Source organism: Sorangium sp. So ce381 (assembly GCF_051473845.1).
GTDB lineage: Bacteria > Myxococcota_A > Polyangia > Polyangiales > Polyangiaceae > Sorangium > Sorangium atrum.
Genome location: NZ_CP150336.1, coordinates 65,292 through 90,677 on the forward strand (window position 1 = coordinate 65,292; position 25,386 = coordinate 90,677).

At 71.8% G+C, this 25,386-nt stretch carries 18 protein-coding genes; 5 read left to right on the plus strand and 13 right to left on the minus strand.

Translation table 11 applies throughout. The annotated features are described in order from the left end of the window. Positions 1–100: 100 nt before the first annotated feature. Together fadJ and fadI are read right to left on the minus strand one after the other, a co-directional pair. Complete coding sequence (gene fadJ, locus WMF29_RS00260; protein ID WP_437326907.1) at positions 101–2,323, minus strand: fatty acid oxidation complex subunit alpha FadJ; 2,223 nt, start codon at positions 2,321–2,323, stop codon at positions 101–103. Continuing rightward, positions 2,320–3,630 carry an acetyl-CoA C-acyltransferase FadI gene (gene fadI, locus WMF29_RS00265; protein WP_437326908.1) on the minus strand — a complete coding sequence of 437 codons (1,311 nt, stop codon included), beginning with the start codon at positions 3,628–3,630 and terminating at the stop codon, positions 2,320–2,322. The genes fadJ and fadI overlap by 4 nt, the downstream gene beginning before the upstream one ends. Before the next feature lie 258 nt (positions 3,631–3,888). Between fadI and WMF29_RS00270 the strand changes: the two genes are divergently transcribed. Next, entirely contained in the window at positions 3,889–4,101 is a 213-nt protein-coding gene (locus WMF29_RS00270; RefSeq protein ID WP_437326909.1) for a hypothetical protein, read from the plus strand. Next, on the plus strand, positions 4,098–4,304 hold the full coding sequence (locus WMF29_RS00275) for a hypothetical protein (protein ID WP_272097100.1): 207 nt from the start codon (positions 4,098–4,100) through the stop codon (positions 4,302–4,304). Before WMF29_RS00270 ends, WMF29_RS00275 begins: the two co-directional genes overlap by 4 nt. 211 nt (positions 4,305–4,515) lie before the next feature. Here WMF29_RS00275 and WMF29_RS00280 read toward each other — a convergent pair whose 3' ends face one another. The 4 genes from WMF29_RS00280 to WMF29_RS00295 form a co-directional block, all read right to left on the minus strand. Continuing rightward, positions 4,516–6,462: a CBS domain-containing protein gene (locus WMF29_RS00280; protein WP_437326910.1), complete on the minus strand. Its 1,947-nt coding sequence runs from the start codon at positions 6,460–6,462 to the stop codon at positions 4,516–4,518. Between the two features lie 206 nt (positions 6,463–6,668). Further along, complete coding sequence (locus tag WMF29_RS00285; RefSeq protein ID WP_437326911.1) at positions 6,669–7,562, minus strand: hypothetical protein; 894 nt, start codon at positions 7,560–7,562, stop codon at positions 6,669–6,671. Between the two features lie 44 nt (positions 7,563–7,606). Beyond that, complete coding sequence (locus tag WMF29_RS00290) at positions 7,607–8,413, minus strand: hypothetical protein (protein ID WP_437326912.1); 807 nt, start codon at positions 8,411–8,413, stop codon at positions 7,607–7,609. A 221-nt stretch (positions 8,414–8,634) separates the two neighbouring features. Further along, positions 8,635–10,332 (minus strand): hypothetical protein, encoded by a 1,698-nt coding sequence (locus WMF29_RS00295; RefSeq protein WP_437326913.1) that lies wholly within the window; start codon positions 10,330–10,332, stop codon positions 8,635–8,637. An 80-nt stretch (positions 10,333–10,412) separates the two neighbouring features. Between WMF29_RS00295 and WMF29_RS00300 the strand changes: the two genes are divergently transcribed. Beyond that, positions 10,413–11,738: a hypothetical protein gene (locus WMF29_RS00300; protein WP_437326914.1), complete on the plus strand. Its 1,326-nt coding sequence runs from the start codon at positions 10,413–10,415 to the stop codon at positions 11,736–11,738. A 37-nt stretch (positions 11,739–11,775) separates the two neighbouring features. After that, entirely contained in the window at positions 11,776–15,108 is a 3,333-nt protein-coding gene (locus WMF29_RS00305) for a lamin tail domain-containing protein (protein ID WP_437326915.1), read from the plus strand. Positions 15,109–15,278: 170 nt separating this feature from the next. Here the strand turns inward: WMF29_RS00305 and WMF29_RS00310 are convergent, their stop codons facing one another. From WMF29_RS00310 to WMF29_RS00335, 6 genes are all read right to left on the minus strand, one after another. Continuing rightward, a complete protein-coding gene (locus WMF29_RS00310; protein WP_437326916.1) occupies positions 15,279–15,944 on the minus strand; it encodes a hypothetical protein in 666 nt (221 codons plus the stop codon). Positions 15,945–16,435: 491 nt separating this feature from the next. Beyond that, positions 16,436–18,145, minus strand: a complete 1,710-nt coding sequence (locus WMF29_RS00315; protein WP_437326917.1) for an SBBP repeat-containing protein — start codon at positions 18,143–18,145, stop codon at positions 16,436–16,438. After that, positions 18,145–19,137, minus strand: a complete 993-nt coding sequence (locus tag WMF29_RS00320) for a tetratricopeptide repeat protein (RefSeq protein ID WP_437326918.1) — start codon at positions 19,135–19,137, stop codon at positions 18,145–18,147. The genes WMF29_RS00315 and WMF29_RS00320 overlap by 1 nt, the downstream gene beginning before the upstream one ends. An 8-nt stretch (positions 19,138–19,145) precedes the next feature. Then, a complete protein-coding gene (locus tag WMF29_RS00325; protein WP_437326919.1) occupies positions 19,146–20,663 on the minus strand; it encodes a protein kinase domain-containing protein in 1,518 nt (505 codons plus the stop codon). A gap of 274 nt (positions 20,664–20,937) precedes the next feature. Next, on the minus strand, positions 20,938–22,293 hold the full coding sequence (locus WMF29_RS00330; RefSeq protein WP_437326920.1) for a cyclic nucleotide-binding domain-containing protein: 1,356 nt from the start codon (positions 22,291–22,293) through the stop codon (positions 20,938–20,940). A gap of 122 nt (positions 22,294–22,415) precedes the next feature. Next, complete coding sequence (locus WMF29_RS00335; protein WP_437326921.1) at positions 22,416–23,090, minus strand: dienelactone hydrolase family protein; 675 nt, start codon at positions 23,088–23,090, stop codon at positions 22,416–22,418. Between the two features lie 216 nt (positions 23,091–23,306). Here WMF29_RS00335 and WMF29_RS00340 point away from each other — a divergent pair, with 216 nt between their 5' ends. Beyond that, positions 23,307–24,047 carry a hypothetical protein gene (locus tag WMF29_RS00340; protein WP_437326922.1) on the plus strand — a complete coding sequence of 247 codons (741 nt, stop codon included), beginning with the start codon at positions 23,307–23,309 and terminating at the stop codon, positions 24,045–24,047. An 85-nt stretch (positions 24,048–24,132) separates the two neighbouring features. On the opposite strand, the gene WMF29_RS00345 is transcribed toward WMF29_RS00340, so the two are convergent. After that, complete coding sequence (locus WMF29_RS00345) at positions 24,133–25,194, minus strand: PLP-dependent aminotransferase family protein (protein WP_437326923.1); 1,062 nt, start codon at positions 25,192–25,194, stop codon at positions 24,133–24,135. Between the last annotated feature and the right edge of the window lie 192 nt (positions 25,195–25,386).

Sequence of the window (25,386 nt, forward strand, 5' to 3'; positions counted from 1 at the left end):
GCAAAGGCGCAAAGGCGCAAAGACGCAAGGGGGAGAGAAAGAGTTGTTCCTTCTTCTCCTCGCGTCTTTGCGCCTTTGCGTTTTTTTCTTCTCTCTCTCTTCAGCCGTAGAAGGGCTTCCCGGTCCTCGCCGCCTCGACGAGCGCCGGGGCGGGCGTCCAGCGCTTGCCGAAGCGGCGCTCGTAGATCTCGATGCGGCGGAGCACCTCCGCAGCGCCGAGGCTGTCGACGTAGCGGAACGGCCCGCCGCGGAACGGCGGGAAGCCCAGGCCGAAGATCGCGCCGACGTCGCCGTCGCGCGGGCTCCGGAGGATCCCCTCGCCGAGACAGTGCAGCGCCTCGTTCACGAGCTGGAGCGAGCAGCGCAGCTGGATCTCCTCGACCGGCACCGGCGGGCTGTCCTTCGCCTTCGGCACCGGCAACCCGAGCACGCCATAGACGCTCTCGTCGGCGTGCTTGCCCTTGCCCTTCTTCTTCGCCGCCGCGCCGTACAGGTACATCCCGCGCTCGTTCTTGCGGCCCCTGCGGTCGTCGGAGACCAGCCTGGCCATCGTGGGAGGCGGCGCGAGGCGGTCGCCGAACGCCTCGAGCATGATCGGGCCGACGTGCGCCGCCACGTCGATGCCCACCTCGTCGAGCAGCGCGAGCGGGCCGACCGGCCAGCCCCACGCGACGAGCGCCCCGTCGACCTGCTCGATCGCGACCCCCTCGGCGAGCAGCCAGCTCGCCTCGTTCATGTACGGCCCGAGGATCCGGCTCGTGTAGAAGCCGACTCCATCGTTCACGACGATGACCGTCTTGCCCTGCCGCTTGCCGACCGCCACCGCCGTCGCGACCACCTCGGGAGACGTCGCCTCGGTCCGGATGACCTCGAGCAACGGCATCTTGTGCACCGGGCTGAAGTAGTGCATCCCGACCACGTTCTGCGGGCGCTTCGACGCGGCCGCGATCCGGGAGATCGGGATCGACGACGTGTTCGACGCGAAGATCACCCCGTCCTTGCCGTGCTCCTCGACGTCCCGCAGGACCGCGTGCTTCACCGCGAGATCCTCGAAGACCGCCTCGATCACGAGATCGGCGCTCCGGAGGCCCGAGCCGTCCGTCGTCGCGGTGAGCAGCGCGAGCTTCTCGTCGCGCTCGAGCGGCGTGAGCTGCTTCTTCTTCACCCGCTCGCCGAGGATGTCGGCCACGTACTTGAGCCCGCGGCCGATCGACGCGTCGTCGCGGTCCCGGAGCCGCACGGGGATGCCGGCGTTCAGGCTGACATAGGCGATGCCGGCCCCCATCAGGCCGGCGCCGATCATCGCGATCTTCTCGACTTTTTTCGGCTGCACGGCGGGGTCGTCCACGCCGGTGTCCTTCTTCATCGCGTTCGTCGCGAAGAAGAGCTCCATCAGCCGGTGCGCCGTGCTCGACGCGACGAGCTCGCCGAACGCGCGCGCCTCGACCTCCTTCGACGCCTCGAAGCCCTTCTCTGCATAGGTCCTCAGCACGTCGATGATCCGCTCGGGCGCCGGGTAGTGCCCGCCGGTCTTCTTGCGCGCCTGCCGCGCCGCCTGCTGGAAGAGCAGGGCACGGCCGATCGGGTTCCGCTCGAGGGCCGCGCGGGTGAGCGCGGCGGAGTCGAGCTTCGGCGCGCTCCCGCGCTTGGGCCGGAACGGCGGGCCGGCCGCAGCGAGCTTGAGCGCGAGCGCCGCGGCCGTCTCCCTCAGGATGGCCACGGGGACCACGTCGTCGGCGACGCCGAGCTGCCGCGCCTTCGAGGGGCGCATGTTCTTGCCGGTGAGGCCGTGGTCGAGCGCCGCCTGGAGGCCGGCGCGCTCCGCGAGCCGCTGGAGCCCGTTGATGCCGGGGAGCAGGCCGAGCTGCACCTCGGGCAGGCCGAGCACCGTCTTCCGGTCGTCGCTCAGCACCCGGGCGTGGCAGGCGAGCGCCACCTCGAGGCCGCCGCCGAGCGCGGCGCCGTGGACCGCGGCGACGATCGGCTTCGGCGAGCGCACGATCCGCAGGATCGCCTCGTGGCCGGCCCGGCACATCGCCTCGGCCTGGGCCGCCGTGGCGACGCTCTTCAGCATGTCGATGTCGGCGCCCGCGATCCAGGTGTCGGCCTTGCCGGACACGAGGATCGCCGCCTTGATGAGCGGGTTGCTCGCGATCTGGCCCGCGATCCGCTCGAGATCGCCGGTGAACGTGGGCTTCAGCGTGTTCACCGCCTCTCCCGGGACATCGTAGGTGACGACGGCAACGCCGTCGGGGCGCACCTCGAGGGAGAGCGGGCTCGCGGCCGCGGGGGCCGGCGTGGCGGCGGCGGATGTCGTGGTCATGCGGCCTCCAGGACGACGGCGGCGCCGAGGCCGCCCGCCGCGCAGACGGTGAGGAGCGCGTGATGCCCGCCGCGCTTCTTGAGCTCGCGGAGCGTGGAGAGCACCATGCGCCCTCCCGTCGCCGCGAAGGGGTGGCCGAGCGCGATCGAGCCGCCGTTGACGTTGAGCTTCTCCGGATCGATCTCGCCGACGGGGGCGGACCGGCCGAGCTTCTCCGCGGCGAACGACGGCGACGCGAGCGCCTTCAGGTTGGACGCGACCTGGGCGGCGAAGGCCTCGTGCATGTCGACGAGGTCCATGTCGGCGAGCGAGAGGCCGGCGCGCTCGAGCGCCCGCGGCACGGCGAGCACCGGGGCCATCAGGAGCTGCCAGCCCGGGTCGACCGCCGCGTAGGACCACGACTTGACGTACCCGAGCGGCTGGTAGCCGAGCGCCTTGGCCTTGCCCTCGCGCATCAGGAGCAGGGCGCTCGCCCCGTCCGTGAGCGGCGACGCGTTGCCCGCGGTGATCGTGCCGTGCCGCCGATCGAAGGCCGGCGACAGCTTCGCGTAGGCCTCGAGGGTCGAGTCGTCGCGGACCACGTTGTCGCGCTCGACCGGCTTGTCGTAGGGCGGGGGGATCACGTGCATGACCTCGGCGGCGTACGTGCCGTCGCGCCAGGCGCGCGCGGCGTTCGTGTGCGAGCGGTGGGCGATCGCGTCCTGCTCGGCGCGCGAGATGCCGTTCTGCTTCGCCATCTTCTCGGCGGCCTCGCCCATCTGCTCGCCCGTGGTCGGCTCGCGCGAGAAGCCCGGGATCGGGGGCACGAGGTCCTTCAGCGAGAGGCGGGAGAGGATCTCCAGCCGGGCGCCGAGCGACCTGGCCTTCTGGAAGTCGGTCAGCGCGGAGGCGAGCTTCCGGGAGACGCCGAGCGGCACGTCGCTCATGCTGTCGGCGCCGCCGACGAGGGCGACGTGGTGCTGGCCGGCGAGCATCGCCTCGGCGGCGCTCGTCATGGCCTGGAGCGACGTCGCGCACGCGCGCGAGACGCTGTAGGCGTCGGTATCCTTGGGCAGGCCGGTGCGCAGCACGACCTCGCGCGCGATGTTGAGCCAGTCGAGCGTCGGCACCACCTGGCCGTAGACGACCAGCGTGATGTCGCGCGGGGTCACCTCGCTCCTCTGGAGGAGCTCCTTGACCACCGTGGCGGCGAGATCGACGGTGCGCAGCGCCTTGAGCGCCGTCCCTGCCTTGGTGAACGGCGTGCGCAGCCCGGCAACGACCGCCACCCGGTCCTTGCCGCCCTTCCCATTCTTGCCTGAAGCCATGTCGACTCCTCTGCTGCCGGAGAGCCCATCGCGAGCCCGCCCCGCGCGCCCCGCGCAGCCCCCGGATCCCGGCGTGCCAGCGCACACCGGTTGGGGCAATTCCCTTAGGTGCGCTAACGCGGCGTGTCAACCGTGGGCGGCGAGCGTGTCGCAGGCGGCGAGGCGCTCCACGAGAGAGCGACGTGGGAGGAAGAGCGGTTGGGACAGCCTGAGCGCTAATTTGGCCCACGGTTGAGCTTGCCGATAGCGTGGTTGGCCATGCGGAAACTCGTTCTATGCAGTGCGTTGCTCTGCGGTGCTTCGGCGCTCGCGGGCTGTGCGACGTTTGCGAGCGACTCGGCGCCGGCGGCGCCGGGTTATGTGTATGTGGCCGGTCACAAGAACAACCAGCCTGCGATGTGGATGTGCCCTGACGCGCCGGGCAAGGCGGAGTGCACCGAGGTCGAGGTAACGACGGAGGGGAGCGAATGAAGCGTTCTTTGATTTTCGGGCTCTTGCTCGCGAGCCTCGGCGCGATCGGCTGTCAGGGGAGCTACACGAGCATCCGGCAGATCGATGGGACGCGGTACCACGTCACGCGGACGAAGCAGGGTTTCTTCAAGACGTACGGCACCGTGTTCGACTGCCAGGCCAAGGGCGACGCGATGACGTGCGTCGAGATCAGCGATCTGTGAGATCCGCGCGGGAGCGCTGCTCCGCGAAGCGTCTCTAGATCGCCGGCCGGTCGAAGAATAAAAAACGCAAGGGCGCAAAGGCGCAAAGACGCAAAAAGACGTCGAGAGGATTTTTTTTCTCGCTCCTTTTTGCGCCTTTGCGTCTTTGCGTCTTTGCGTTTCATTCTCTCTCTCTTCCGCTCCGGCGCGCCTCGCTGGCGGCCGCGCCTGCTCACGCCTCGCGCAGGAAGGCCTCGAGCAGCGCCGCCGAGACGTCGAGGAGATCGCGCTCCGTCACGATGCCCACCAGCCGCTCGCCCGCGACGACGGGCAGGCAGCCGACGCGGTGCTCGCGCATGATCCGCATCGCCTCCAGCGTCGGCGTGTCCGGCGCGACGGTCACGGGGTCGGGCCGCATGATGGACGCGACCGTGGGCGGCGCGGATCCGCTCGGCGCGGCCGGGGCGCCGCGGGCGACGAGCCGGAGCAGCGCGCGGTGGGAGACGACGCCGACGAGCCGGCCCTGCTCGTCCTCGACCGGGACGTGGCGCACGTGCCGCCAGTCCATGACGCTCGCGGCGAAGTCGACGATGTCGGTGGGCCGCACCGTGAACAGATCGGTCGACATGAACTGGCCCACGGTCCGGTAGCTGTCGCGCACGAGGTCCTGGTCGTCTTCGAGCGCGGCGGGCTCCCACGCGTGCACCGGGCGCCCGGCCCCGCCGCCCCGGGCCTCCTCCTGCTGGCGGGCCAGCATCGCGGCGCAGAGGGCGCGGTTCCGCAGCTCCGGGGTGCCCCGCCCGGCCATGGACGCGAGCGAGCCGAGCGCCCACTGCGCGCCCGTCTGGCCGCGGCGGACCCGCTCCTCGACGACGCCGAGGTAGCGGTCGACGTCGGCGGCGTCGATGCCCGCGGCCGAGAGGCCCGCCCGGGCGGCGGGGAGGAGGTGCGAGAGGATGAGCTCCGGGGCAGGGAGGCTCCGGCCGCCGATCCACGTGAGCTGCGCCTTCAGGCCGTGGCGGGCCGCCGCGAAGAAGTTCGCCTTGGCGTCCTCGAACGGCATCTCGAGGTCGATGCGCGGGTGCTCGGCCGCGAGGCCGGACATGAGGCCGAAGAAGAAGGTGGCGTTCGCGACCTCGTCGAGGACCGTGGGCCCCGAGGGCAGCGCGCGGCTCTCGATGCGCAGGTGCGCGACCCCGGCCAGGGCCCCGTAACAGGGGCGGTTCCAGCGGTAGACGGTGCCGTTGTGGACCCGCAGGGCCTTGAGGTCCGGCACCTCCCCGCGCGCGAGCACGGCCGCGGGGGGCTCGCCGGTCTCGGCGGTCATGATCACGCGGAACCGCGCGATGTCCTCGCGGAAGAGCTCGAGCACGCCGCCCTGCACCCAGCCGTCGCCGAAGTGGACGCGGGGCCTGTGCTGCCGGCCCTCGAGCGTGTTCGGGCGGGTGTCGACCGACGTCTCGAAGAGGGCGATCCGTGTCTCGTGCCAGAGCCGCTGCCCGAGGAGCAGCGGCGAGTTGACCGCGGCGGCGAGGACGGGCGCGGTCACCGCCTGCGCGAGGTTGTAGAGCGACGTGAACTCCCGCGCCCCGACCTGGAGGTGGACCTGGAAGCTCGTGTTGCACGACTCGAGCAGGATGTTGTCGTGGGTCATCTCGAGCTCGTCGAGCCCGTGGATCGAGACCCGGAAGTCGCCCTGGCGCAGCCGCAAGAGCGCGCGGTTGAGCTCGTGGTAGCGAGGCGCCGGCGTGAGGTTCTCGAGGCGGAGGTCGCCGGCGCGCAGGGTGGGGAGGATGCCCGTGAGCAGGACGTCGGCGCCGGCGGAGCGCGCGGCCTCGGCAGCCAGCCCGATGACCTCCGAGAGCTCGGCCTCGAGCCGCCGCAGGCAGTCGCCGCCGAACGGGAGGGGGGTGAGGTTCGCCTCCAGGTTGAAGCGAGCGAGCTCGGTCGTGAGCCGAGCGTCGGCGGCCCGCTCGAGGACCTCCAGCGCGAGCGGGGCGGGTCGGAGCGCGCGATCGACGAGGAACATCTCCTGCTCGGCGCCGATGCGGCGCACGCCGGACTCGATGCGATCCTCCCGGAGGAGGCGCTCGAGCGCCTCCACGTCGTCGAGCAGCGCCCGCATGAACGCGTGGTGCTGCTCCTCGCTCGCCTGCTCGGAGACGTGCTGCTCGCCCATGGTGACCGCCCCGCCTTTCGCTCGCTCCCGCTCCAGGGAAGCCTACGACGGCGAGCGACAGGGGGCGCGGGAGATCCCCCTGACGGACGGCGGGCGTCTGGCTCGGCGCGGGCGGCGCGCGAAGGCGGGCGACGCGGTCAGAAGCTGCGGCCCGGCGCGGTCAGAAGCTGCGGCCCGGCACGGTCAGAAGCTGCGGCCCGGCGCGGTCAGAAGCTGCGGCCGGCCGCGAGCCGCAGCGTGGCGACCTTGTCCTCGGCGAGGCCGAACCCGAGCGGCGCGTCGATCGCCACGAGCAGGCCCGCCCGGGCGTAGAAGCCGGGCTGCTTCAGCGTGTAGGTGAAGAACGGCTCCATCGCGAGCTGCATCCTGTCGTCGCGGGTCGGCGTCAGCGCGGCCTGGAGGCGGAGCCCGCCGCCGTAGGGGCCTCGGCCGCGCAGCTCGAGCTCGTCGCCCTGCTCGACCACGAGCTCGACGCCGGCCCTGCTGGTCGGGAGGGCGAACATCACCGCGGTGTCCGCGCGGTAGACGAGCCGGGCGGCGAGCTCCGCCTCGACGCCGCCGAGGACCCTCAGGGGCAGGTGCCCGGCGGTGAGCCGGTGCAGGTCGAAGGAGGCGCGCGCGGGGGCGGTCGCCTGCAGCGTGGCGCGGGCGTCGGCGTCGGGGGCGCTGAGGACGGGGATCGAGAGCGCGCCGCCGCCGAAGACGGTGAGCTTGCGCGAGAGGGCGCGCGCATAATGGGCGCCGACCGTGGGGTTGCCGAAGAGAAGGCTGCCGGCGCTGCTGCTCTCGTCGACGCCGAGCCGGGTGGACCGGAACGTCGCGGAGACGTCGCCGTAGGCGAGCGGGAGATCCACGTCGAGGTGGAGCCGGCCGAACCGCTCGAGCTGACCTCGGAGATCGAAGGTCAGCCCGAATGTGCTCACCTCGGACGTGACATCGTCCATGGCCCAGGAGGCCGACTTGCTCAGGACGTCGAGCTCGATCTCCGCACGCGATCCCTGGGATTTAGCCCAGCTGTTCTTCTCTGCCGGGGCGGCAGGTGGCGCCGTGAGCCAGAGCGAGAGCAGGAGAGCGGAGGAGAGCAGCGATCTCGCGTTCAATCAGGCCCACCTGCGAGGACTACCATGGCTCGGCTCGGCCGTGCTCAGCGAACGGCGCCCTCGGCGCCCGCGGCCTCCTCGTCCTCTTCGTCCTCTTCGTCCTCGTCGTCTTCGTCGTCCTCCTCGCCGTCGTCGTCGTCAGCGTCGCCGCTGCCGTCGAAGAGCAGGGAGGGAGCGCCTTCGTTGCCGTGCTCGGCGAAGATCGCGTCGGCGGCGATCACGAGCTCCTCCATGCGGTCGGCGTCGACGGGGCCGTACACGGCGAGCGCCATGGCGCGATCCTGCACGAACAGCCACGCATCGGGGAGGTCGATCAGGGCCTCGCGGATGGGCTTCGAGAGCCACCTGCCGATGGCCTTCGCTTCAGGCCCCTCGACAAGGAACTGCTCCATGAACTCCGGGTCCTTCTTGAACTGGACGCCGGTGTTGGGGGCACGCGTGCCATCGACGATGGGCAGCGGACACACGGTGAGCCGGGGAGCAGCCTTGGCCAGCTTTGTGAGGACCACCTGGTACTCGCTGCCGTTCTTCGCGTCCGGGCCCACGACCGCGACGTAGGCGAGCTTCGGGACGAGCTCGTAGCGGGCGAGCACCGCGCCGCCGCCCGTCTCTTGCAGCGTGTGCTCGAGGCTGGATGGCAACGAGCGCACCGGACGAGGGCCGTCGGCGCCGGCGTCGGCCTTCCGGCCGCCGGGCTTCGCGCCGGGACGGGCCGGGGCCGCCTCCGGGGTCATCAGCGCGCGCCACCGCGCGAGCTCGCGGTCGCGCCGCGCCTCGTGCCGACCGCGCAAGCCGGTCAGGAACCAGACGACGAGCAACGCAAGGGGACCTACGTACCAGAGCCAGGGCATGGGGCGGCGATGCTAGCAAACCTCGCGGAGCTGCGGTGGGGTCGCGCGCGCCCGCGGTAGGGCCGCCCTCGTCTCGCCACCCATCCGCCATCCGGCATCCGACGCGTGTTGCCGTGGCGAGCGTCGCCGCTCCGCGGCGAGGCGCGGCTGTCGTGGCGAGCGTCGCCGCTCCGCGGCGAGGCGCGGCTGTCGTGGCGAGCGTCGCCGCTCCGCGGCGAGGCTCAGGGCGCCGGGGCCGGAGCGGCGTCGTTCGACCGCTCGAAGACGCACCAGTAGCCGTTCTTGCTGTGGCGCACCATCCCGGCCACCTCGTAAACGCCCCGGAAACGCCGGTCCTTGCGGAGCTTCTCCTGGGCCGGGAACGGGAGCTTGTCGCACGTGTCGGCGCCGCCGACGAACACGAAGTAACGCGGCATCTTGTCGAAGACGTGCTGCACGTAGCCGGGGCCCGTCTTGCGCGTGTAGCCGCCCGGGAGCTTGGAGATCACGGGATCGACGAGGCCGAGGAGATCGAGCACCGGATAGTCGGTCACATAGCCGATGTACCCGATGTCGCCCACGGCGACCTCGCCGGGCTTGCCGTGCTCCTGGAACCAGTGGGCCACGCCGCCCGCGGCGCTGTCCCAGAACCGCTTCTCGTCGTCGAGGATCCGGTGCTGGGCGCGCTCGATCCGCTGCGCCCGGAAGGCGCCCAGCGCGACGAGGCAGCCGAGCGCGAGCACGCCGGCCCCCGCGGCGAGGGCGATCGCCTTGCCCTCGGGCGCGTCCGCGGCGCGGGCCGAGAGCTCGGCGAGCAGCGGCTCGAGCAGCGCGCGCGCCCCGAGGCCCGCGAGCAGGAAGCAGAACGGCTCGAACGGGCTCATGAAGCGGTAGTACGGCATCCAGTCCCCGCCCACGAGGAGCACGTAGCCCCCCACCGCGAGCGCGAGGGCCCCGACGCAGAGCGCGTCGCGGTGGCGCGCGACGATCGCCACGCAGAGGCCGAAGAGCCCGAGCAGGAGCGCCGGCCACGTGTGCTCCGCGTACTCCGCGAGGTAGCGCTGCCCCCCGGCCAGCTGCTCGGCGAGGCTGCCGGTCTTGGCGCTCAGCGTGTTCGGCAGCCACGTGCCGTAGTAGCTGTGCCGCCAGAGCATGTGGCACGCGATGGGCGCGGCGAAGACGACGCCGCGGAGGAGGTTCTGCCGCCCGAAGAAGCGCAGGCCGAGGAAGAGCATCGGTATGCCGATGAACATCGGCGCTTCCGGGCGCGTCAGGCCGGCGAGCCCGAAGACGAGGCCCGAATACGGGAAGCCGGTCCCCCGATCGCGCTCGCGGAACATCATCTCGGTGCCCGCGAGGACGAGCAGGACGAACAGCGGCGTCTCCAGGCCGAAGACGGCATATCCGCTCTGCACGATCGAGCTCGCGAACAGCCACGTGGCGATGCAAGGGACCGCGCCGTGCGGGCGAAGCCGGGCCGAGAGGAGGTAGAGCGCGCCGAGCGAGCCGCAGGCGGCGAGCCCGCCGAGCACCTTGGCGACGATGTCCGGGTCGAGGCCGAGCTTGATTCCGCCCGCGAGCAGCACGGTCCAGAGGAAGTTCGTGTACCCCTCGATGCGCTCGCCGGCGTTGTAGACGAGCCCGAGGCCTCGGGCGAAGTTGCGCGCGTAGCGGTAGGAGATGTACGCGTCGTCGATCGTGAACGAGCGCACACGCACCATGTTCACGACGAGGAGGAACGCCGGCAACACGAGCCCGAACGCGAGGTGCAGGCGCTCGGAGAGCGGCGCGCCTCGCAGCCAGTCGCGCCAGCTCCGGGCCGGGGGCGCGCCTTCGACGCCCCCGTCGCCCGCCGCTTCCATGTCGCCGTCGGCCTCGCCGCTCGGAGGGGCGACCCCGAGTTGCCCGTGCTCTGCTTCTTCCGGTTCCAGGAAAGCCATGTGAAGCCTCTCCCTACCATGGATGGTTCATGTCGGGGTCGTTTCTTGGTCGAGGCGCTCATCCCAGCTATCCTTGCGACATGCGTGCAGCCATTGTCGCTCTTGCCGCCTCCTCCGCGCTTTTCGTCGCGCCCCCGGCGTTCGGTGCCCGCGGCGTGCCGTGCGGCTTCTATGGCATCGATCCCGGGGCGCCCGTCGACGAAGGGGAGGTGATCCTCGACGGCGATCACGCGAAACGGCTCGCGCGGGCCGGCGCCGGCGCCGTGCGCGTCGAGTTCCTGCTCGACGGCGCCGAGGCGTGGGACGACGACAAGCTCGAGGAGTACGACGCCATCATCGACGCGGCGCGCGCCGCGGGCCTCGAGCCGGTCGGGCTCCTTTCTCACCGCACGCTCGGAGAAGAACAGGATGTCTGGAATGACGATCCGGACCGGGACGGCAACAACCCGTATGTAGAGGCGTTCGCCGAGACGGCAGAGGCGCTCATGACGAGGTACGCCGGGGACGTCGTCCAGTGGGAGATCTGGAGTCAGCCGAACTGCTCCGAGCTCCCCGACCCCACGGTCGACCCGCAGCACGCGGGCTGCACCTTCATCCTGCCCCGGGTGCTCGCGCGGATCCTCGCCGAGATCCGCATCCGCAACGAGGCGCTCTTCAACGTCGACGAGCTGTCGCTGACCACGGGCGGCCTGCTCGCCTCGGACGACCCGGCCGCGCCGTTCTCGGGGGTCGATTACCTGCGCGAGCTCTACGCGCAGCCGGTGTGGGACGATCTCGAGGCGCGCTTCGGCCAGCGGACGCCGTGGTCTCGCCTCGGTCAACAGCTGTTCTTTTATCAGGGCACCGAGGTCGATCCGGTGGCGCTCGGCGATTACCTCGACGAGCTGCGCGACCTCGCCGACGAGGAGGGAGACGAGAGCCCCTTCGCCGTGACCGGGATCGCGTGGTCGAGCGCGCTCGTCGGCGAGGAGCTCCAGGCGGCGAACCTGACCACATCGTTCGATCTCCTCTCCGAGCGCGACGATGTCGCCAGCGTCGTCTGGGCCAGCTACCAGGACGCGCCGCTCGACGAGCAGCCCTTCGGCCTCGTCGACGAGGTCGGGGTGGACAAGCTCGCGCTCGACGCGTTCAGCGAGTCGGCCGACAACTGCGAGCCGACGGAGCAAGGCGGGGGGACGGGGAGCGGCGGCGGGGGGAGCGGATCGAGCGGCGGCGGCGTTGCAGCCGGCTCGCCGCCCGGCAGCAGCGGGCAGATGGGGCGGCCGATCGACGGAAAGCGGCGCGCGAGCTCCTGCAGTTATGCAGCGGGCGCGACCAGCGGAGGCGGAACGCGGCCCGATGTGGGGTGGCTCGCGTTGCTCGCGATCGGCGCGATCGCGATGGTGCGCTGCCGCCGCGTCATTTGAAGGCAACTCGGGCGCCCTCGTCGCCGACAGGTGGGGCATGCCTCACAGCTCGGCGCGCTTCGCGCGGCGGATGGCCGTGCACGTGGTCCTTTTGCTCTTCAATGGCTGCGGGCGCGACGCCGCGGGCGATCGCTTCGGCGTCTGCGGCGACGGCGTGGTCGACGAGGGCGAGGCGTGCGACGACGGCTCTGCCGCGGAGGGCGACGGTTGCTCGCCGACGTGCCAGCGCGAGGAGCCAGCGGCGCCCCGCTGCGGCGACGGCGCGCTCGACCCGGGCGAGGCGTGTGACGACGGCGACACGGCGGCCGGGGACGGCTGCTCGGCGGCGTGCGAGATCGAGGTGCCCCCGCGCTGCGGCGACGGCGCCCTCGATCCGGGGGAGCAGTGCGACGACGGGAACGTCGCGACGGGCGACGGCTGCGAGATCGATTGCACGAAGACGCCGGCCGAGGAGACCGTCTGCGAGGAGCTTTCGCCGCTCCCGCAGGGGACGTGCGAGGTGGTCGCCGGCGCGGGCGCGACGCTGATCCGGGGCGTCGTGCTGGCCCCGGGCAGGGTGTACCGGGGCGGGCGGGTGCTCGTGGACGAGCGGGGCGCGATCGCGTGCGTCGGCTGCGATTGCGAGGCGGCGGGCGCGACGGAGATCACGTGCCCCACCGGCGTCGTCTCCCCGGCGCTCATCAACACGCACGATCACATCACGTACACGCAGAACAGCCCGTATACCCCGACCGAGGAGCGCTATGAGCACCGCCACGACTGGCGCACCGGCAACAACAAGCACACGAGGATCGACGCGCCCGGCATGGCGAGCCAGGCGCAGATCCGCTGGGGCGAGCTCCGCTTCCTGATGGGCGGCGCGACCTCGATCGTCGGATCGGGGAGCGCGCCAGGGCTCCTCAGGAACCTGGACCGGGCCGACCAGGAGGGCCTGGGCCAGAAGGCTGTCCACTTCGACACGTTCCCGCTCGACGACACGGGCGGCCGCGAGATCGTGAGCGGCTGCGGCTACTCGGCCGACATGGTGGCGGGGGAGGACGTCGAGGGGGAGGACGCCTATTGCCCGCATGTCGCCGAGGGGATCGAGGCGTCGGCGCGCAACGAGTTCGTCTGCCTGAAGACAAAGCCGAACGACGTGCTCGAGCCGCAGAGCGCGTTCATCCACGGGATCGGCCTGACCGCGCCCGACTATGCGGCGATGGCGGCGGAGGGCACGGCGCTCATCTGGTCTCCCCGCTCCAACATCACGCTCTACGGCGACACCGCCGTGGTCACCGCCGCCGCCCGCCTCGGGGTGCAGATCGCGCTCGGCACCGACTGGATCGCGACCGGGTCGATGAACCTCCTGCGGGAGCTCCGGTGCGCGGCGGCGCTGAACGAGACGTACTACGACGGCTTCTTCACCGACGAGGAGCTGTGGAGGATGGTCACCGGGAGCGCCGCCGCGGTCACCGCGACGGACGACGTGATCGGCGCGCTGTCCACGGGGAAGGTCGCCGACATCGCGATCTTCGACGGCAGAGAGCGCGAGAGCCACCGCGCTGTCGTCGCCGCCGATCCCGAGGACGTCGTCCTCGTGATGCGCGGCGGAAAGGTCCTGTACGGCGACGCGGCCGTGGTGTCCGCGGTCCGGGGCGCGGACGCGTGCGACGCGGTCGAGGTGTGCGGCGCGTCGAAGCAGGTCTGTCTGCAGGACGAGATCGGGATGAAGCTGGAGGACCTCGAGCGGCAGGCGGGCGAGATCTATCCGGCCTTCTTCTGCGGCGAGCCCGAGCGCGAGCCGCTCTGCACCCCGTCGCGCGCGGAGAGCGCGCCCCGGAACGCCTCGGTGAACGGCTCGACCGTCTACACCGGGCAGCCGACGGACGCGGATCTCGACGGCGACGGCATCGAGAACGGCGCGGACGATTGCCCGAGCGTCTTCAACCCGATCCGGCCGCTCGACAACGGGGTCCAGGCCGACTTCGATGGCGACGGCGACGGCGACGCCTGCGACGCGTGCCCGCTCGACGCGGGCAGCTCGCTCTGCTCGCCGCCGGACCCGAACGACGCCGACAACGACGGCATCGAGAACGGCGCGGACGACTGCCCGAGCCTCCAGAACCCCGATCAGGCCGACGCGGACGGCGACGGCAAGGGCGACCCGTGCGATCTGTGCCCGGACCAGGCGAACGCAGGGGCCCTGGGCTGCACGGTGGCGATCTACGATATCAAGGACGGCACGCGCGCGGAGGGCGAGACGGTGGCCCTGGAGGACGTGCTCGTGACCGGGAAGCACGGGAGCGGCTTCTTCGTCCAGGCGAAGCCGGGCGACCCGGGGTACGCGGGGCCGGCGTACTCCGGCGTCTACGTGTACAGCCCGCAGAACACCGTGCTGGTCGGCGATCGCGTGCGGATCCCGAGCGCGGTGATCGCGAGTTACTTCGGGCAGATCCAGCTCGGGTCCGCCGTGGTCGAGGTGATCGCGTCGCTCGGCGAGGCGGCGCCGGACCCGCAGCTCGTCGCGCCGGCCGACATCGCGACGGGCGGCGCGCGCGCTGCCGCGCTCGAGGGGGTCCTCGTCGAGGTGGAGGACGTCACGGTGATCGGGCTCGATACGATGGTTCATGAATTCATCATCACAGGCGATCTGTGCGTGGACGACCTCCTGTATCGGTCGAGCCCCTTCCCGGCGGAAGGCCAGCATTTCGCGAGCATCCGCGGCGTCCTCACCCACCGGAACGACGACTCGAAGGTCGAGCCGCGCGGCGTCGAGGACCTCGTGACGACCCTTGGGGCGGCGGCCGCGACGGCAGGGCTCGTGATCAACGAGGTGGATTATGATCAGCCGGGCGGCGATGGGGCCGAGTTCATCGAGATCTACAATGGTACCGGCGCGCCCGTGGATCTCACGGGCCATGCGCTCGTGCTGGTCGATGGATCCAGCAGCGCGCCCTCCGCCTACAGGACGCTCGATCTGAGCTCCGCCGGTACGCTCGCGGCTGGCCAGTACCTCGTCGTCGGCAGCACGGCGGTGGTCGGCACCGACACCATGCCTGGCGTCGTGGCGAAAGGTGCGGTGACGATCGCGTTCCCGGGCGCGCAGACCGACCGGATGCAGAACGGGGCTTCCGACGGGATCGCGCTGATGAACACCATGACAGGGGCCGTGATCGACGCGCTCTCCTACGAGGGGAGCATCACCGCCGTCACGATCGGGAGCGTCAGCGTGAGCCTCGTCGAAGGCGACGCGTTGCCGGCCACCGTGGCGGACGGCGGCACGGCGGCTGGATCGCTCTGCCGCCTGCCCGACGGGAGGGACACGAACCAGGCGGCCGCCGACTGGGCGCTCTCCGCGACGATCACCCCTGGTGCGGCGAACGTGCCGTGAGCCCCGGCCGAGGCGCTGCGCCGCGCTCCTCAGCGCAGCGCGCGTCGGCGGCCCGCCGTTCGCCCGGCGCCGCCGCGCGGTCCACGCTGCGCTCGCCGGTGTCTTCGTTCTGTCAGCTGTGTCTGGAGAAGATAGGGAGAATCAAGGAGAGACGAGCCGTGAGCGGGCGCTCACAGGCAGCCGCAGAGCGGGTCGCCCGCCTTGCACACGCACTTTCCGCCCTTCTTGGCCGGCGCCGCCGCGCTGGCGCCCCGCGCCGCCGTGCTGGCGCCCCGCGCCGCCTTGCCGGACGTCGCCGCTCGGCCGCGGAGGGTTGCGGTTGCGGCCCCCTTGACGGTCGGCGTCTTCGCGTCGGCCACGTCACCACCCTCGGCCAGCGCCTTGGTCGCCGCCGTCGCCTTGTAATCGGCGAACGCCTTCTGCGCCTTCTCGGCGTCGCTCTTGGCGGCATCGAGCGCGAGGGTAAGCTCGGTGATCTTCCGGTTGCGCTCGTCGAGCTGGAGGTTGAGCTGCGCGATCCTGTCCTGCTCGGCGACGCGGGCGGCCACCGCCTCGGCCTGACCCGCCTCGGCTTCCTTCACCTTGCCGGCGAAGGTGGTCACCGCGACCGCGGCCACGGCCGCCACGACCAGACCCATCCAGAACGCGAACCGACCCCGCCGCTTCTGCCGCACGCCCTGGGCGATCGCCTCGAGCTCGCGCTCGAGGTCCCCCGAGCCCGACATGGGCGGCACGCTGGCCGCCACCGGCGCGATGCTGGCGGGCCCTCTCGTCCCCTGGGTGTACGTGGCAGGGGCCTGGTAGAGCCCTCCCGGGCTTTGTTGCGTGTTCCTCATCGCGCGAGACCTCCTCCTGCGTGAGCCATTCCTCCTCTAAGCAAGTGGGGGGGCCTCCTGGCAAGTGTGGTGCCAGGTGAGCTCGCCTTGCGCTGGCACCGTGTGCATCGTCCGTGAAGCAAACAGCGGTGCAAAGCGAGGACTCCCACCGCAAAGCGATGGCTCACGCCGCGAAACGTGGACTCTCACCGCAAAACGAGGACTCACGAGGTGCTCCGGAGGCGAGTCGCGCGAGATCCGGGTGGATCACTCGTTCTGGTGCATGGACGGCTCACCGGACCTCGATGCGTCCCCTGGTCCAACGGAGGTCCTGCACCACGCGCCGGCAACACGGAACTGCCGGCGCGGAGGGAGGGCCGCCTCCGGGCAGCGACCGGAAGCGCCCCGATCGAGCCAACGATTCCGGCCACTTGCGGCCGTAGTCCGGCCACTGCCGCGCCTCCGCGGGATCCGGTGACGCGAGCGCCTCGTCGCGAGGTGGCAGCCGGCCGTCAGGGCTGCAGTTTGGCGACGAAGGCGTCGGGGCCCCCGGTGTTCATCAGGGGCTCCCCCCCGAGATCGATCCTGCCGCTGAAGCTGCCCGTCAGCGCGATGGCTCCCAGCTCATCCACGGCGACGGCCCGGGCGCGCTGCTCCGACGCGTCGCCGAACGATTTGGCCCAGACCGTATCGCCGTTCGGAGCGAGCTTCGCCAAGAAGGCGTCGTTGCCGCCGAGGGACTGGAGCCTCGGGCTCGGGGCGCCGAAGTCGATGGCGCTCTCGAACTCTCCGACAACGATGACGTTGCCCGCCTGGTCGACCGCCACCCCCAGCGCCTTCTGATCTCGGGCGTCGCCGTACAGACGGTTCCAGAGGTGCTTGCCCTCCGCGTTGAAGGCGGCGACGACCGCGTCGTTTCCTCCGGCGTATCTCCGCGGCGCTCCGTCGAAATTGATCGTTCCCCCGGTGCTCCCTGCGACGACGATGTCCCCCTTCGCGTCCACCGCGACCGCCGTGAATTCCTGGCTCATGGTGTCGCCGAACATCTTGGCCCAGAGCGGCGTCCCGCTCCCGTCGAGCTTCGCGATGAAGGCGTCGTCGCCCTGCGCAGTGAGGAGCGTCGTCCCGAAGTACACCCTGCCTGCGATGCGGCCGACCAGGACCACGCCTCCGTCGGGCGTGACGGCAGCGTCGTTCGCGACCTCAGCTGTCGTATCGCCGAAGTTCCTGCTCCAGGCGAGCTTCCCGAGGGCGTCCATCTTCACGACGAAGATGTCCTCTCCACCCTTGCTCGTCAGGTAGTCCCCGCCCACCCGCTTCCCGCCCAGCACGTCGGCCGAGTCGGTGAAACTGCCAGCGACGACGATGTTGTCGTTCGAATCCACCGCGAGCCCGTAAACTCTATCGACGCTCGGACCGGCGATCGTCTTGATCCAGTCCAGGCCGCCAATCGCGTCGAGCTTCGCCACGAACACGTCCGAGCTGCCTGCGCTCGTGAGCGACGCCCCGTCGAAGTTAAGTGTGTTTTCGAAGGTCCCGGCCAGGATCACGCCGCCGTTCTTGTCGAGCGCCACGCGAGTGGAAAAATCCGAGCCGTTCCCCCCGAACGCCTTCGACCACCCCCTCGCGCCGCCGCCGGGACCGAGCTGGACGACGAAGCCGTCGTACGCTCCCTGGCTGCTGACGGACGCTCCCTGGCTGCCGACGGAATCCAGGCTGGTGCTGAAGGCACCCGCGACCAGGATGTGCCCTTCCCTGTCGAACGTGACGTCAACCCCGATCTGGTCGCCGTTCCCTCCGAGCTTGGCGCTCCAGTCGTGCGCTCCGATGCACGCCGCCACGCCGTCGCAGCTCTCGTCGTTCTCCTTCGTCGTACAGCCCTCGGCCGTGGGGACCACCTCGCCGTCGCACGAGCCGCCGCGCAGGCAGCCTTCCTTGCACTCGCCGACCCCCTTGGTCGCTTCGGGGCCTGTATAACAAGGCGTGCAGGGCTCGTTGCCTCCCGCGCCTCCCGCGCCTCCCGCGGCGCCCGCGCCTCCCGCGGCGCCTGCGCCGCCCGTGCCGCCCGCGCCTCCCGCGGCGCCCACACCGCCCATCCCCCCTTGCGCGGCGCCGCTGCCGCTGATGGCGCCCGGCACGAGCACGCCCTCGTCGAAGCACCCGCCCAGCGCGCCGGCCAGGCCGACCGCGCCGCCAAGGATCATGAAGCCGTTGCGTTTCATCAAAACACCCCCGCGATCCCGGCACCCCACGGCGATATCCATGGACGGACCGCTGCGCCCTTGGGCTTCGCCGCCGCCGACGGTGCGGTGAGGAGCAGCGCGACGCCGCCCGCGGCGAGCGCCCCGCCCACGATGAACGCCGGCGCAGGGACGAGGCGCATGTCGTTGTACGAGCCCAGCTTCTCGCGCGTCTTCGGCGTGTCCGGGCACACGACGTCGTCGGTGCACCCGAGGTCGATCAGCTCGCCGCGCAGCGCGCTCGTGATGCCGAACGTGACTCCACCAGCCACGAGCGCCGCGGCGCCCGTGCCGACGGCGGTCCAGCCGAGCACGCGCTGCGTGGTCCCCGGCGCGGGGCCGGCAGGCGGGGGGAGGACGATGGGCGGGCGGACACCGACGGGGAACTCGAGCGCGACCGCCGCCTCCTGCCGCTCCTGGAGCGCGACCTCCCGCCGGACGACACGGCCCGTCCACACGGCCTCGACGACGTGCTTGCCAGGATCGACAGGCTGGCTGACCCCCACCAGCGCAGGTGGCATCGGCTTACCGTCGATGGTGATCTGCACCTCGCGCTCCGGGGCGCCGCGCACCCCAACAGCGAGCCTGGGGATTCGTGGCTTGAGATCGTCGTACGCTTTCCCGGCGTCGGCGACAGCGGCCTTGAAGACGTCGCTTGCCGAGGCATCGAGCGAGGTGCGGCTCACTTGCAGGTAGCGCTCGGAGGCCTCGATGAGGCGCCCGAGCTGCTCGAGGCACCGCGCGGCATAGAGGTCGATCGTCGGCGCCTGGATCAGCTGGTCCGCGCGCCCGAACTTGTCGAGCGCCGCCGCATACTGGCCCTTGTCGAAGAGGTCGAGGCCCTCCTCGGCGAGGGCTCGGGCGGCGTTCATGGTGGCGGGGTCGACGTCGGCCGCCCGCGCGGTGGCCGCGAGCGCGAGCGCGAGCGCGAACGCGATGGTGGCGGTGCCCGAGACGCTCGATCGCGCGCGCATTCGTCTCCTCAGAAGCCGAGGCGGTCGGACCTGGGGCGCGTCGCGCTGGAGGCCGCGGGCGGGGCCGCGGACCTGGGCCGCGGCGAGGAGGACGCGGCCTTGCCCGGGCGAGCGGGCGCCGCCCGGGCCGAGGAGGCGGCCGCGGCCGGAGCGCTGGCATCCAGCGCGGAGCCGGCGCGGGGCGCGGGCGTCGAGGTCGCCGCGGCCGTCGTGTCCTGGGAAGGCGCGAGCTCCGGCGCCCCCCTGGGCGAATTCGCTTCCGCCGGCGGATTGTTCGCCGGGACGACGACAGGCGTTGTCTCGAGCGTCCCCGGCGGCGAGGCCGCGCCGGACGGCGGCGCATGCGGGATCGGGTCGTCGCCGAGCGCGCGCCAGCCGATGAAGAGCACCCCGCAGAGGACCGAAGCCGCGAGGCCGAGCGCGACGGCCGGGACCGGGATCCTGCGGCGAGGCCTCGAGTCGGCCCCCGCCTCGTCGTAGAGGCCCGGCCGCGAGGCCACGCTCCCACCCGGCGAGACGGAGAGCGGGGAGGTCGAGATCGGCGGACCGGAGAGCGGCGCGGCGGAGAGCGGCGCGGCGGACATCGGCGGGACGGAGGGCGACGCGGTGCCCGCGCCCCCGGGGATCGAGCTCACCGAGGCGCGCCCGCCCTCCTGCGCGTCGCTGGGCGGCAAGAGCGCGTCGCGCAGCGCGTCGACCATCGCCGTCGCCGAGGCGAACCGCCCGTTCGGGTCACGGCTGCACGCCTGCATGAACCACTCGTCGAACGCCGGCGGCACGGGCACAGAGGCCACCTTCGAGGGGACAGGCAGCGGATCACTGCATATCTCGAGGATCATCGCGCCAGGCGCCTCGGCCGTGATCGCCGCCCGGCCGCACACGCACTCGAACGCGATCACCCCGAGCGCCCAGAGGTCGGACCGGTAATCGACGGTCGCGCCCTGCGCCTGCTCAGGGCTCATGTACGGCAGCGTCCCGATCAGCACGCCCGCCTGCGTCCCGATGCCCTCTTTGCCGGACATGCGCGTCTTGGCGACGCCGAAATCGAGGACCTTGGCCACCTCCCGGTCGTCGTCGAGGGCGAGGAAGATGTTGTCGGGCTTGAGGTCGCGGTGGACGATGCCGGCGTCGTGGGCCTTGCGCACGGCGCGCGCGACGTCGGCGAAGATGCGCGCCGTATCGGCCGGCTCGAGCGCGCCGACACGCTCGAGCCGGTGCGCGAGGTCCTCGCCCTCGAGGAGCTCCATCGCGATGAAGGGGACGTCGTTCTCGACGCCGTGATCGAGGATCTGCACGACGTTCGGGCTGCGGAGCGCCGCCGCCGCCTGCGCCTCCTGGTAGAAGCGCGCGCGGACCGTCTCGTCCTTCGCATAGAGAGGCCCGAGCATCTTGATCGCGACCGGCGAGCCCAGCGTGAGATCGTCCGCGCGCCAGACGGTGCCCATGCTGCCCGAGCTGAGGGGGCGGAGCAGCCGATATCGGCCGACCAGCACCTGTCCCTCCAGCGCGAACGCGTTCGTCGTCATTGTCGCAGGACCTGTGATGCGAGCGTGGCCTTCCCTACGCTGGTGGTTGTTCAGTGTCGGTCAACAACAACGGATAGACTGAAAGTCTACGGGGCGTGGCGCGGAGCGTCAATCGGTGCACCCGCCGCGTGCTCGCGGGACGTCGCTAGAGCACCGAACAGGTTGAAACGCCGCGCGAGAGAGAGTTTGAACCACAGAGACACAGAAGCGACAACAACAAAACCTCCGCACATCCGTGGTTCGTTTCGTCAATTTTTTCGATCGGATCGGTACCCTAGATCAACACGAAGTCCTCGGCCACGGAGACCTCCTCGGCCATGATGCTCGTGGTCTCGTCGTCGCGCTGGACCGCGAGCTTGTAGAGTTGCGCCAGCACGGCCGGGTGATCCTCGACCAGACCCATGAACTCGGTGGCCGGAAGGTACAGCGTCACGGTGGGGTGGACGGCGATCACATCGGCGTTCGCCGCGCGGCGGAGGACCATCGCGATCTCGCCGGCGACGTCGCCGGGGCCGAGCGTCGAGAGCACGAGCGGCTCGACGCGGGCGTCGTCCGCCGCGTCGCGCCGGACGACGGCGACCTCTCCGGAGGCGATGAGGAACAGGCCGGGGGGGCGCTCATCCTGGACGAGCAGCCGCTCGTTCTTCTCGAACGTGCGCGTGCGGAACCGCTTCACGAGCGCGGGCCTGTCGGCCTCGGGCACGACGCGGAGCACGTCGCTCATCCGGACGAGGTTCTCCACCATGCGGTCCCGGCAGTAGGCCGCGAGCTCCAGGCCGACCTCGGGCTCGCGCTGCGCGATGTCGTCGATCGCGTCGCGCTTCACCTCGAGCACGATGGAGGGCCGCGTGGCGACGACGCTCCCGGTCCGCGGGGCCCGAGAGAGCAGCGCCATCTCGCCGAACATGGCGCCGTTCGTGAGCCGGGCGAGGATGATCTCCTCGTCCACGCGCCGGCGCCGCGCCTCGAGCTCCCCGCGCGCGACGAAGTAGGCCTCGCTGCGCGCGGCGCCCTGCTCGATCACGGTCGCCCCCGCCGCCACCCAGATGGGCGTGAAGGCGCCGCACAGGGCGCGGAGCGCGTCGCGCCCGACGGACGAGAAGACCGGCTGGGGCGCGATCCCGGGGTGATCGGTCTGGGCGGCCAGCCTGCGCGTGGCGTCGTGGATGATCTCCGTCGCCTTGTTGAGCAGGAGCGCGCCGGTGAGCACGGAGGCGAGCGGCTGGAACGCCTCGGCGGCCGGCAGGGGCGGCGGCGGCGGCGCGCCCTCGCCGAGCCGCGGCGAGTCCCGGCAGAACGCCCCGGCGATCAGGTCGAGCCCGGGCCCGGGATCGCCGCCGAAGCGCTCGCTCTCGCGCGCGGCCGCCACGGCGAGCGGCAGGTTCTCGAGGTCGATCGCGCGGGCGATCGCGGTGGAGCACGCCTCGCGCGCGGCCTCGTGCCGGTTCAGCTCGCCGAGGAGGCGACCGCAGAGGCAGAGCGCCGACGGCATCGTCGGGTCGTGCCGGACCAGCGCAGCGGCCCAGCGCAGCGCGGCGTCCCGCTCTCCCGCGAGCGCCAGCGAGAGCGCTCGGTCGATCGGCGACTCCGCCTGCTGGATCGAGCCCGGGAGTACCGGGGGGAGGGCCATGTAAGCGTGTATATCAGGGTTCCCTGCGCGACGGCAAAGAACGCGCCCGGTCGACGCCCCGCGCGTCCCGCGCGTCCCGGGGAGCCCGGAGGAAGGTCCGCGGCGTCGTGCTCAGCCGATGTTCAGCCGAGGTGCTGCTTCAGGAACGCGATGCTCCGCTCCCACGCGAGCTTGGCGGCCTCGGGGGCGTAGACCTCGGGGCGCGTGTCGTTCACGAACGCGTGGTCGGCGTCATAGACGTGGAGCTCCATGGACTGGCCGTGGGCAGCGAGCTCCTTCTGGATGGCCTCGGCGGCGGCCGGCGTCGCCCAGCCGTCGCGCGCGGCGAAGTGGGCGAGGATCGGCGCCTTGACGCGCGCATAGTCGGGCGCGGGGCTCGGGATGCCGTAGAAGGGCACCGTGGCCGCGAGCTCGGGGATCGTCGCGGCGGCGGCGAAGCTCAGCGCGCCGCCCATGCAGAACCCGATGACGCCGACCTTGCCGGTCGACCGCTCGTGCGCCGACAGGAAGCGGACGGCGCCGGCGATCTCCGCGAGGGCGCGCGGCTTGTCGAGCTCGACCATCAGCCGGTTGGCCTCGGTGGCATCCTTGGTGGTCTTGCCGTGGTAGAGGTCGGGCGCGAGGGCGATGAACCCGGCATCGGCGAGCCGGTCGAGCAGAGAGCGGATGTGGTCGTTCACACCCCACCACTCCTGGATCAGGACGACGGCAGGCGACTTGTCCCCCTGCTTCGGCCAGACGATCTCGCCGGTCGCCGAGGACCCGTCCTTCGCGGGGAACGAAACCTTTTCGGACATGCGACTCCTCCCTTTCGAGACGGGGATCGGCTGCGCCGTCCGCGTCAGCAACCGGGGATCGGCTTCGCCGTCCCCTCATGGCGCGGCGCAGGATAACCGCCCCGCGCACGTTGCGTAGCGCAAACTGCCTGGCACGCGCTCCACGCCGGGACGCCGGCGATGTAGATTGACGGCGTGGATGCGTTGGCGGGGCGATGGAGGCGAGCCGTCTCGTCCTTGAAGGAGCTCCGGCTGCGGGTCGCGTACCTGCGGAGCGAGGTGCTGCGGGCCGACCCGCCCTCGGTCGCCCGCGCGCTCGACGACCTCTGCCGCGACGCCGAGCAGGCCAACCCCCTCGCGCGCGACGTGCTGGGCGCCGTCGTGCCTGTCCTCGCGGATCCTGCGCTCTCGGAGCGCGTCGAGCAGCTCCGGGAGCTCGCGTCCTCCCATGCCCTGCTGCCGCTCTCGCGCCTCTTGCGCCGCAAGGCGCGGCGGCCCGAGGCGCAGCCGGCCTCGCCGGCGCCCGACGAGCGGCTCCTCGCCACCTCGAGCGCCGGGCGCGCGCTCACGCTCGGCGAGCGGCGCGCGCTGGCCCGGCGGCCGACCCGCGCGGCCTTCGAAGCCTTGCTCCGGGACCCGCACCCGCTCGTCATCCGCAACCTGCTCGACAACCCGCGCTTGACCGAGGATGACGTCGTCCGCCTCGCGGCGCGGCGCCCGGCGAGCGCGGAGGTCCTGACGGAGATCGCGAAGCACCCCGAGTGGCCGCAGCGCGCGCGGGTGCGCATGGCGATCGTGCAGAACCCGGGCGCGCCGCAGGAGATCGCGGTGCCCATGGTGCGCCTCCTCCTGCGGCCCGAGCTCCTGCGGCTCGCGGCGGCGGCGGACGTGCCCGCGGTCGTCCGGGCCGCGGCGCGGGAGCTGCTCGATCGCCGCCCGCCCGTCCCGCACAAGCCGGGCGGCCCGCTGGCGCAGTGAGCGGCCCACGGCGGCGCCTGCCGAGGCGCTCGGTCAGCGCCTCGACGTGATCGGGGCGCTGGCGTGAATCGGCGCGCTGGCGACGCTACGCGACCTCGGCCCAGCACCGCGCGAGGCGGCGTACGCCCTCGTCGAGGTCCTCGTCGCACGCCACCGAGGAGAAGCAGAGCCGGAGGGCGAACGGGCTCACGGCGCCGTGAGCCCGGAACAGCGAGCCCGGGTCGAAGGCGACGCCGTGCTCGATGGCGGCGGCCAGCAGGAAGGCCTCGTTCGGCTCGGCGTCGGGCTCGACCCAGATCGCGAAGCCGCCGGCCGGGGGGTCGAACCGCCAGCCGGGCAGGTGCTTTCTGAGCGCCCGCTCCATCCGGTCGGCGCGGCGGCCGTAGAACTCCCGCAGGCGAACGAGCCGCTGATCGAAGTCCTCTGTGCGGAGGTAGTCTTCCAGGACGGCCTGCGGCAGGCTGGCTGCCTGCAGGTCGTCGGCTTGCTTCAGCTGGAGGATCTCGGCCCGGAGCGAGCGCGGGGGGACGAGCCAGCCGATGCGGAGCCCGGGGCAAAGCGTCTTCGAGAACGTCCCGACGTGGAACACGCGATCGGGCGCCTCGGCGAGGAGCGGTCGCGGGGCGGTGCCGTCAAAGGACAGATCCGCGTAAGCGTCGTCCTCGATGATGGGCCGGAGGGTCGAGAGGACCCTGGCTCGATCGCTGCGCGACAGCTTGCGTCCACGCGGGTTGGAGACGGCGGGCATGAGGTAATGGGCATCGACGTGGCTGCCGTCATCGACGACCGTCGCGCCGAGCTCCCGGAACAGATCGAGCGCGCCGGGGTAGCTCTCGCGATCGACGCCCATCCTGGCGCGCGGTCCGCGGAGCAGCTGCGCGGCGAGGGACACGGCCTGCTGTGCGCCGCTGGTCACGATGACGTCGTCGCGAGCCACCTGGGCGCCGCGCCGGCGCAGCTGCCCGGCGATCCAGGCGCGGAGGTCCTCGTCGCCCTCGGGCCAGCCGTACTGGAGCGCCGGGCAGCTGGGGTTCTGAAGGGCGCGAACGAACGAGGCCGCGAGCTTCGCGCGCGGGAACTCGCCCGGGGCGGGCAGCCCGCCCGCGAAGCTGATGAGCCCAGGCGTGTCCGCGGCCCGCCGCTTCAAGGCGTCGAACGGATCGGGACCGCGTCCGGGCCTCGGCCCGCTCCGCGGCGGATCACGTGAGATCGGGGCCTGCACAGGCCGGGTGCGGGACGACGGGGGAGGACGAGTTGCGCGCGCGTTGGCATCCATAGAGTTCAGGGTCCGAGCGGGGCCATTCAAGGATGGTGCCGCCCGTGCTGCCCGTCTCCAGGC

What these genes read in the sequence shown, in the direction of transcription:
- fadJ (WP_437326907.1), bottom strand. Translation starts at nt 2,323, where the DNA reads ATGACCACGACATCCGCCGCCGCCACGCCGGCCCCCGCGGCCGCGAGC.
- fadI (WP_437326908.1), bottom strand. Translation starts at nt 3,630, where the DNA reads ATGGCTTCAGGCAAGAATGGGAAGGGCGGCAAGGACCGGGTGGCGGTC.
- WMF29_RS00270 (WP_437326909.1), top strand. Translation starts at nt 3,889, where the DNA reads ATGCGGAAACTCGTTCTATGCAGTGCGTTGCTCTGCGGTGCTTCGGCG.
- WMF29_RS00275 (WP_272097100.1), top strand. Translation starts at nt 4,098, where the DNA reads ATGAAGCGTTCTTTGATTTTCGGGCTCTTGCTCGCGAGCCTCGGCGCG.
- WMF29_RS00280 (WP_437326910.1), bottom strand. Translation starts at nt 6,462, where the DNA reads ATGGGCGAGCAGCACGTCTCCGAGCAGGCGAGCGAGGAGCAGCACCAC.
- WMF29_RS00290 (WP_437326912.1), bottom strand. Translation starts at nt 8,413, where the DNA reads ATGCCCTGGCTCTGGTACGTAGGTCCCCTTGCGTTGCTCGTCGTCTGG.
- WMF29_RS00295 (WP_437326913.1), bottom strand. Translation starts at nt 10,332, where the DNA reads ATGGCTTTCCTGGAACCGGAAGAAGCAGAGCACGGGCAACTCGGGGTC.
- WMF29_RS00300 (WP_437326914.1), top strand. Translation starts at nt 10,413, where the DNA reads ATGCGTGCAGCCATTGTCGCTCTTGCCGCCTCCTCCGCGCTTTTCGTC.
- WMF29_RS00305 (WP_437326915.1), top strand. Translation starts at nt 11,776, where the DNA reads ATGCCTCACAGCTCGGCGCGCTTCGCGCGGCGGATGGCCGTGCACGTG.
- WMF29_RS00310 (WP_437326916.1), bottom strand. Translation starts at nt 15,944, where the DNA reads ATGAGGAACACGCAACAAAGCCCGGGAGGGCTCTACCAGGCCCCTGCC.
- WMF29_RS00315 (WP_437326917.1), bottom strand. Translation starts at nt 18,145, where the DNA reads ATGAAACGCAACGGCTTCATGATCCTTGGCGGCGCGGTCGGCCTGGCC.
- WMF29_RS00320 (WP_437326918.1), bottom strand. Translation starts at nt 19,137, where the DNA reads ATGCGCGCGCGATCGAGCGTCTCGGGCACCGCCACCATCGCGTTCGCG.
- WMF29_RS00325 (WP_437326919.1), bottom strand. Translation starts at nt 20,663, where the DNA reads ATGACGACGAACGCGTTCGCGCTGGAGGGACAGGTGCTGGTCGGCCGA.
- WMF29_RS00330 (WP_437326920.1), bottom strand. Translation starts at nt 22,293, where the DNA reads ATGGCCCTCCCCCCGGTACTCCCGGGCTCGATCCAGCAGGCGGAGTCG.
- WMF29_RS00335 (WP_437326921.1), bottom strand. Translation starts at nt 23,090, where the DNA reads ATGTCCGAAAAGGTTTCGTTCCCCGCGAAGGACGGGTCCTCGGCGACC.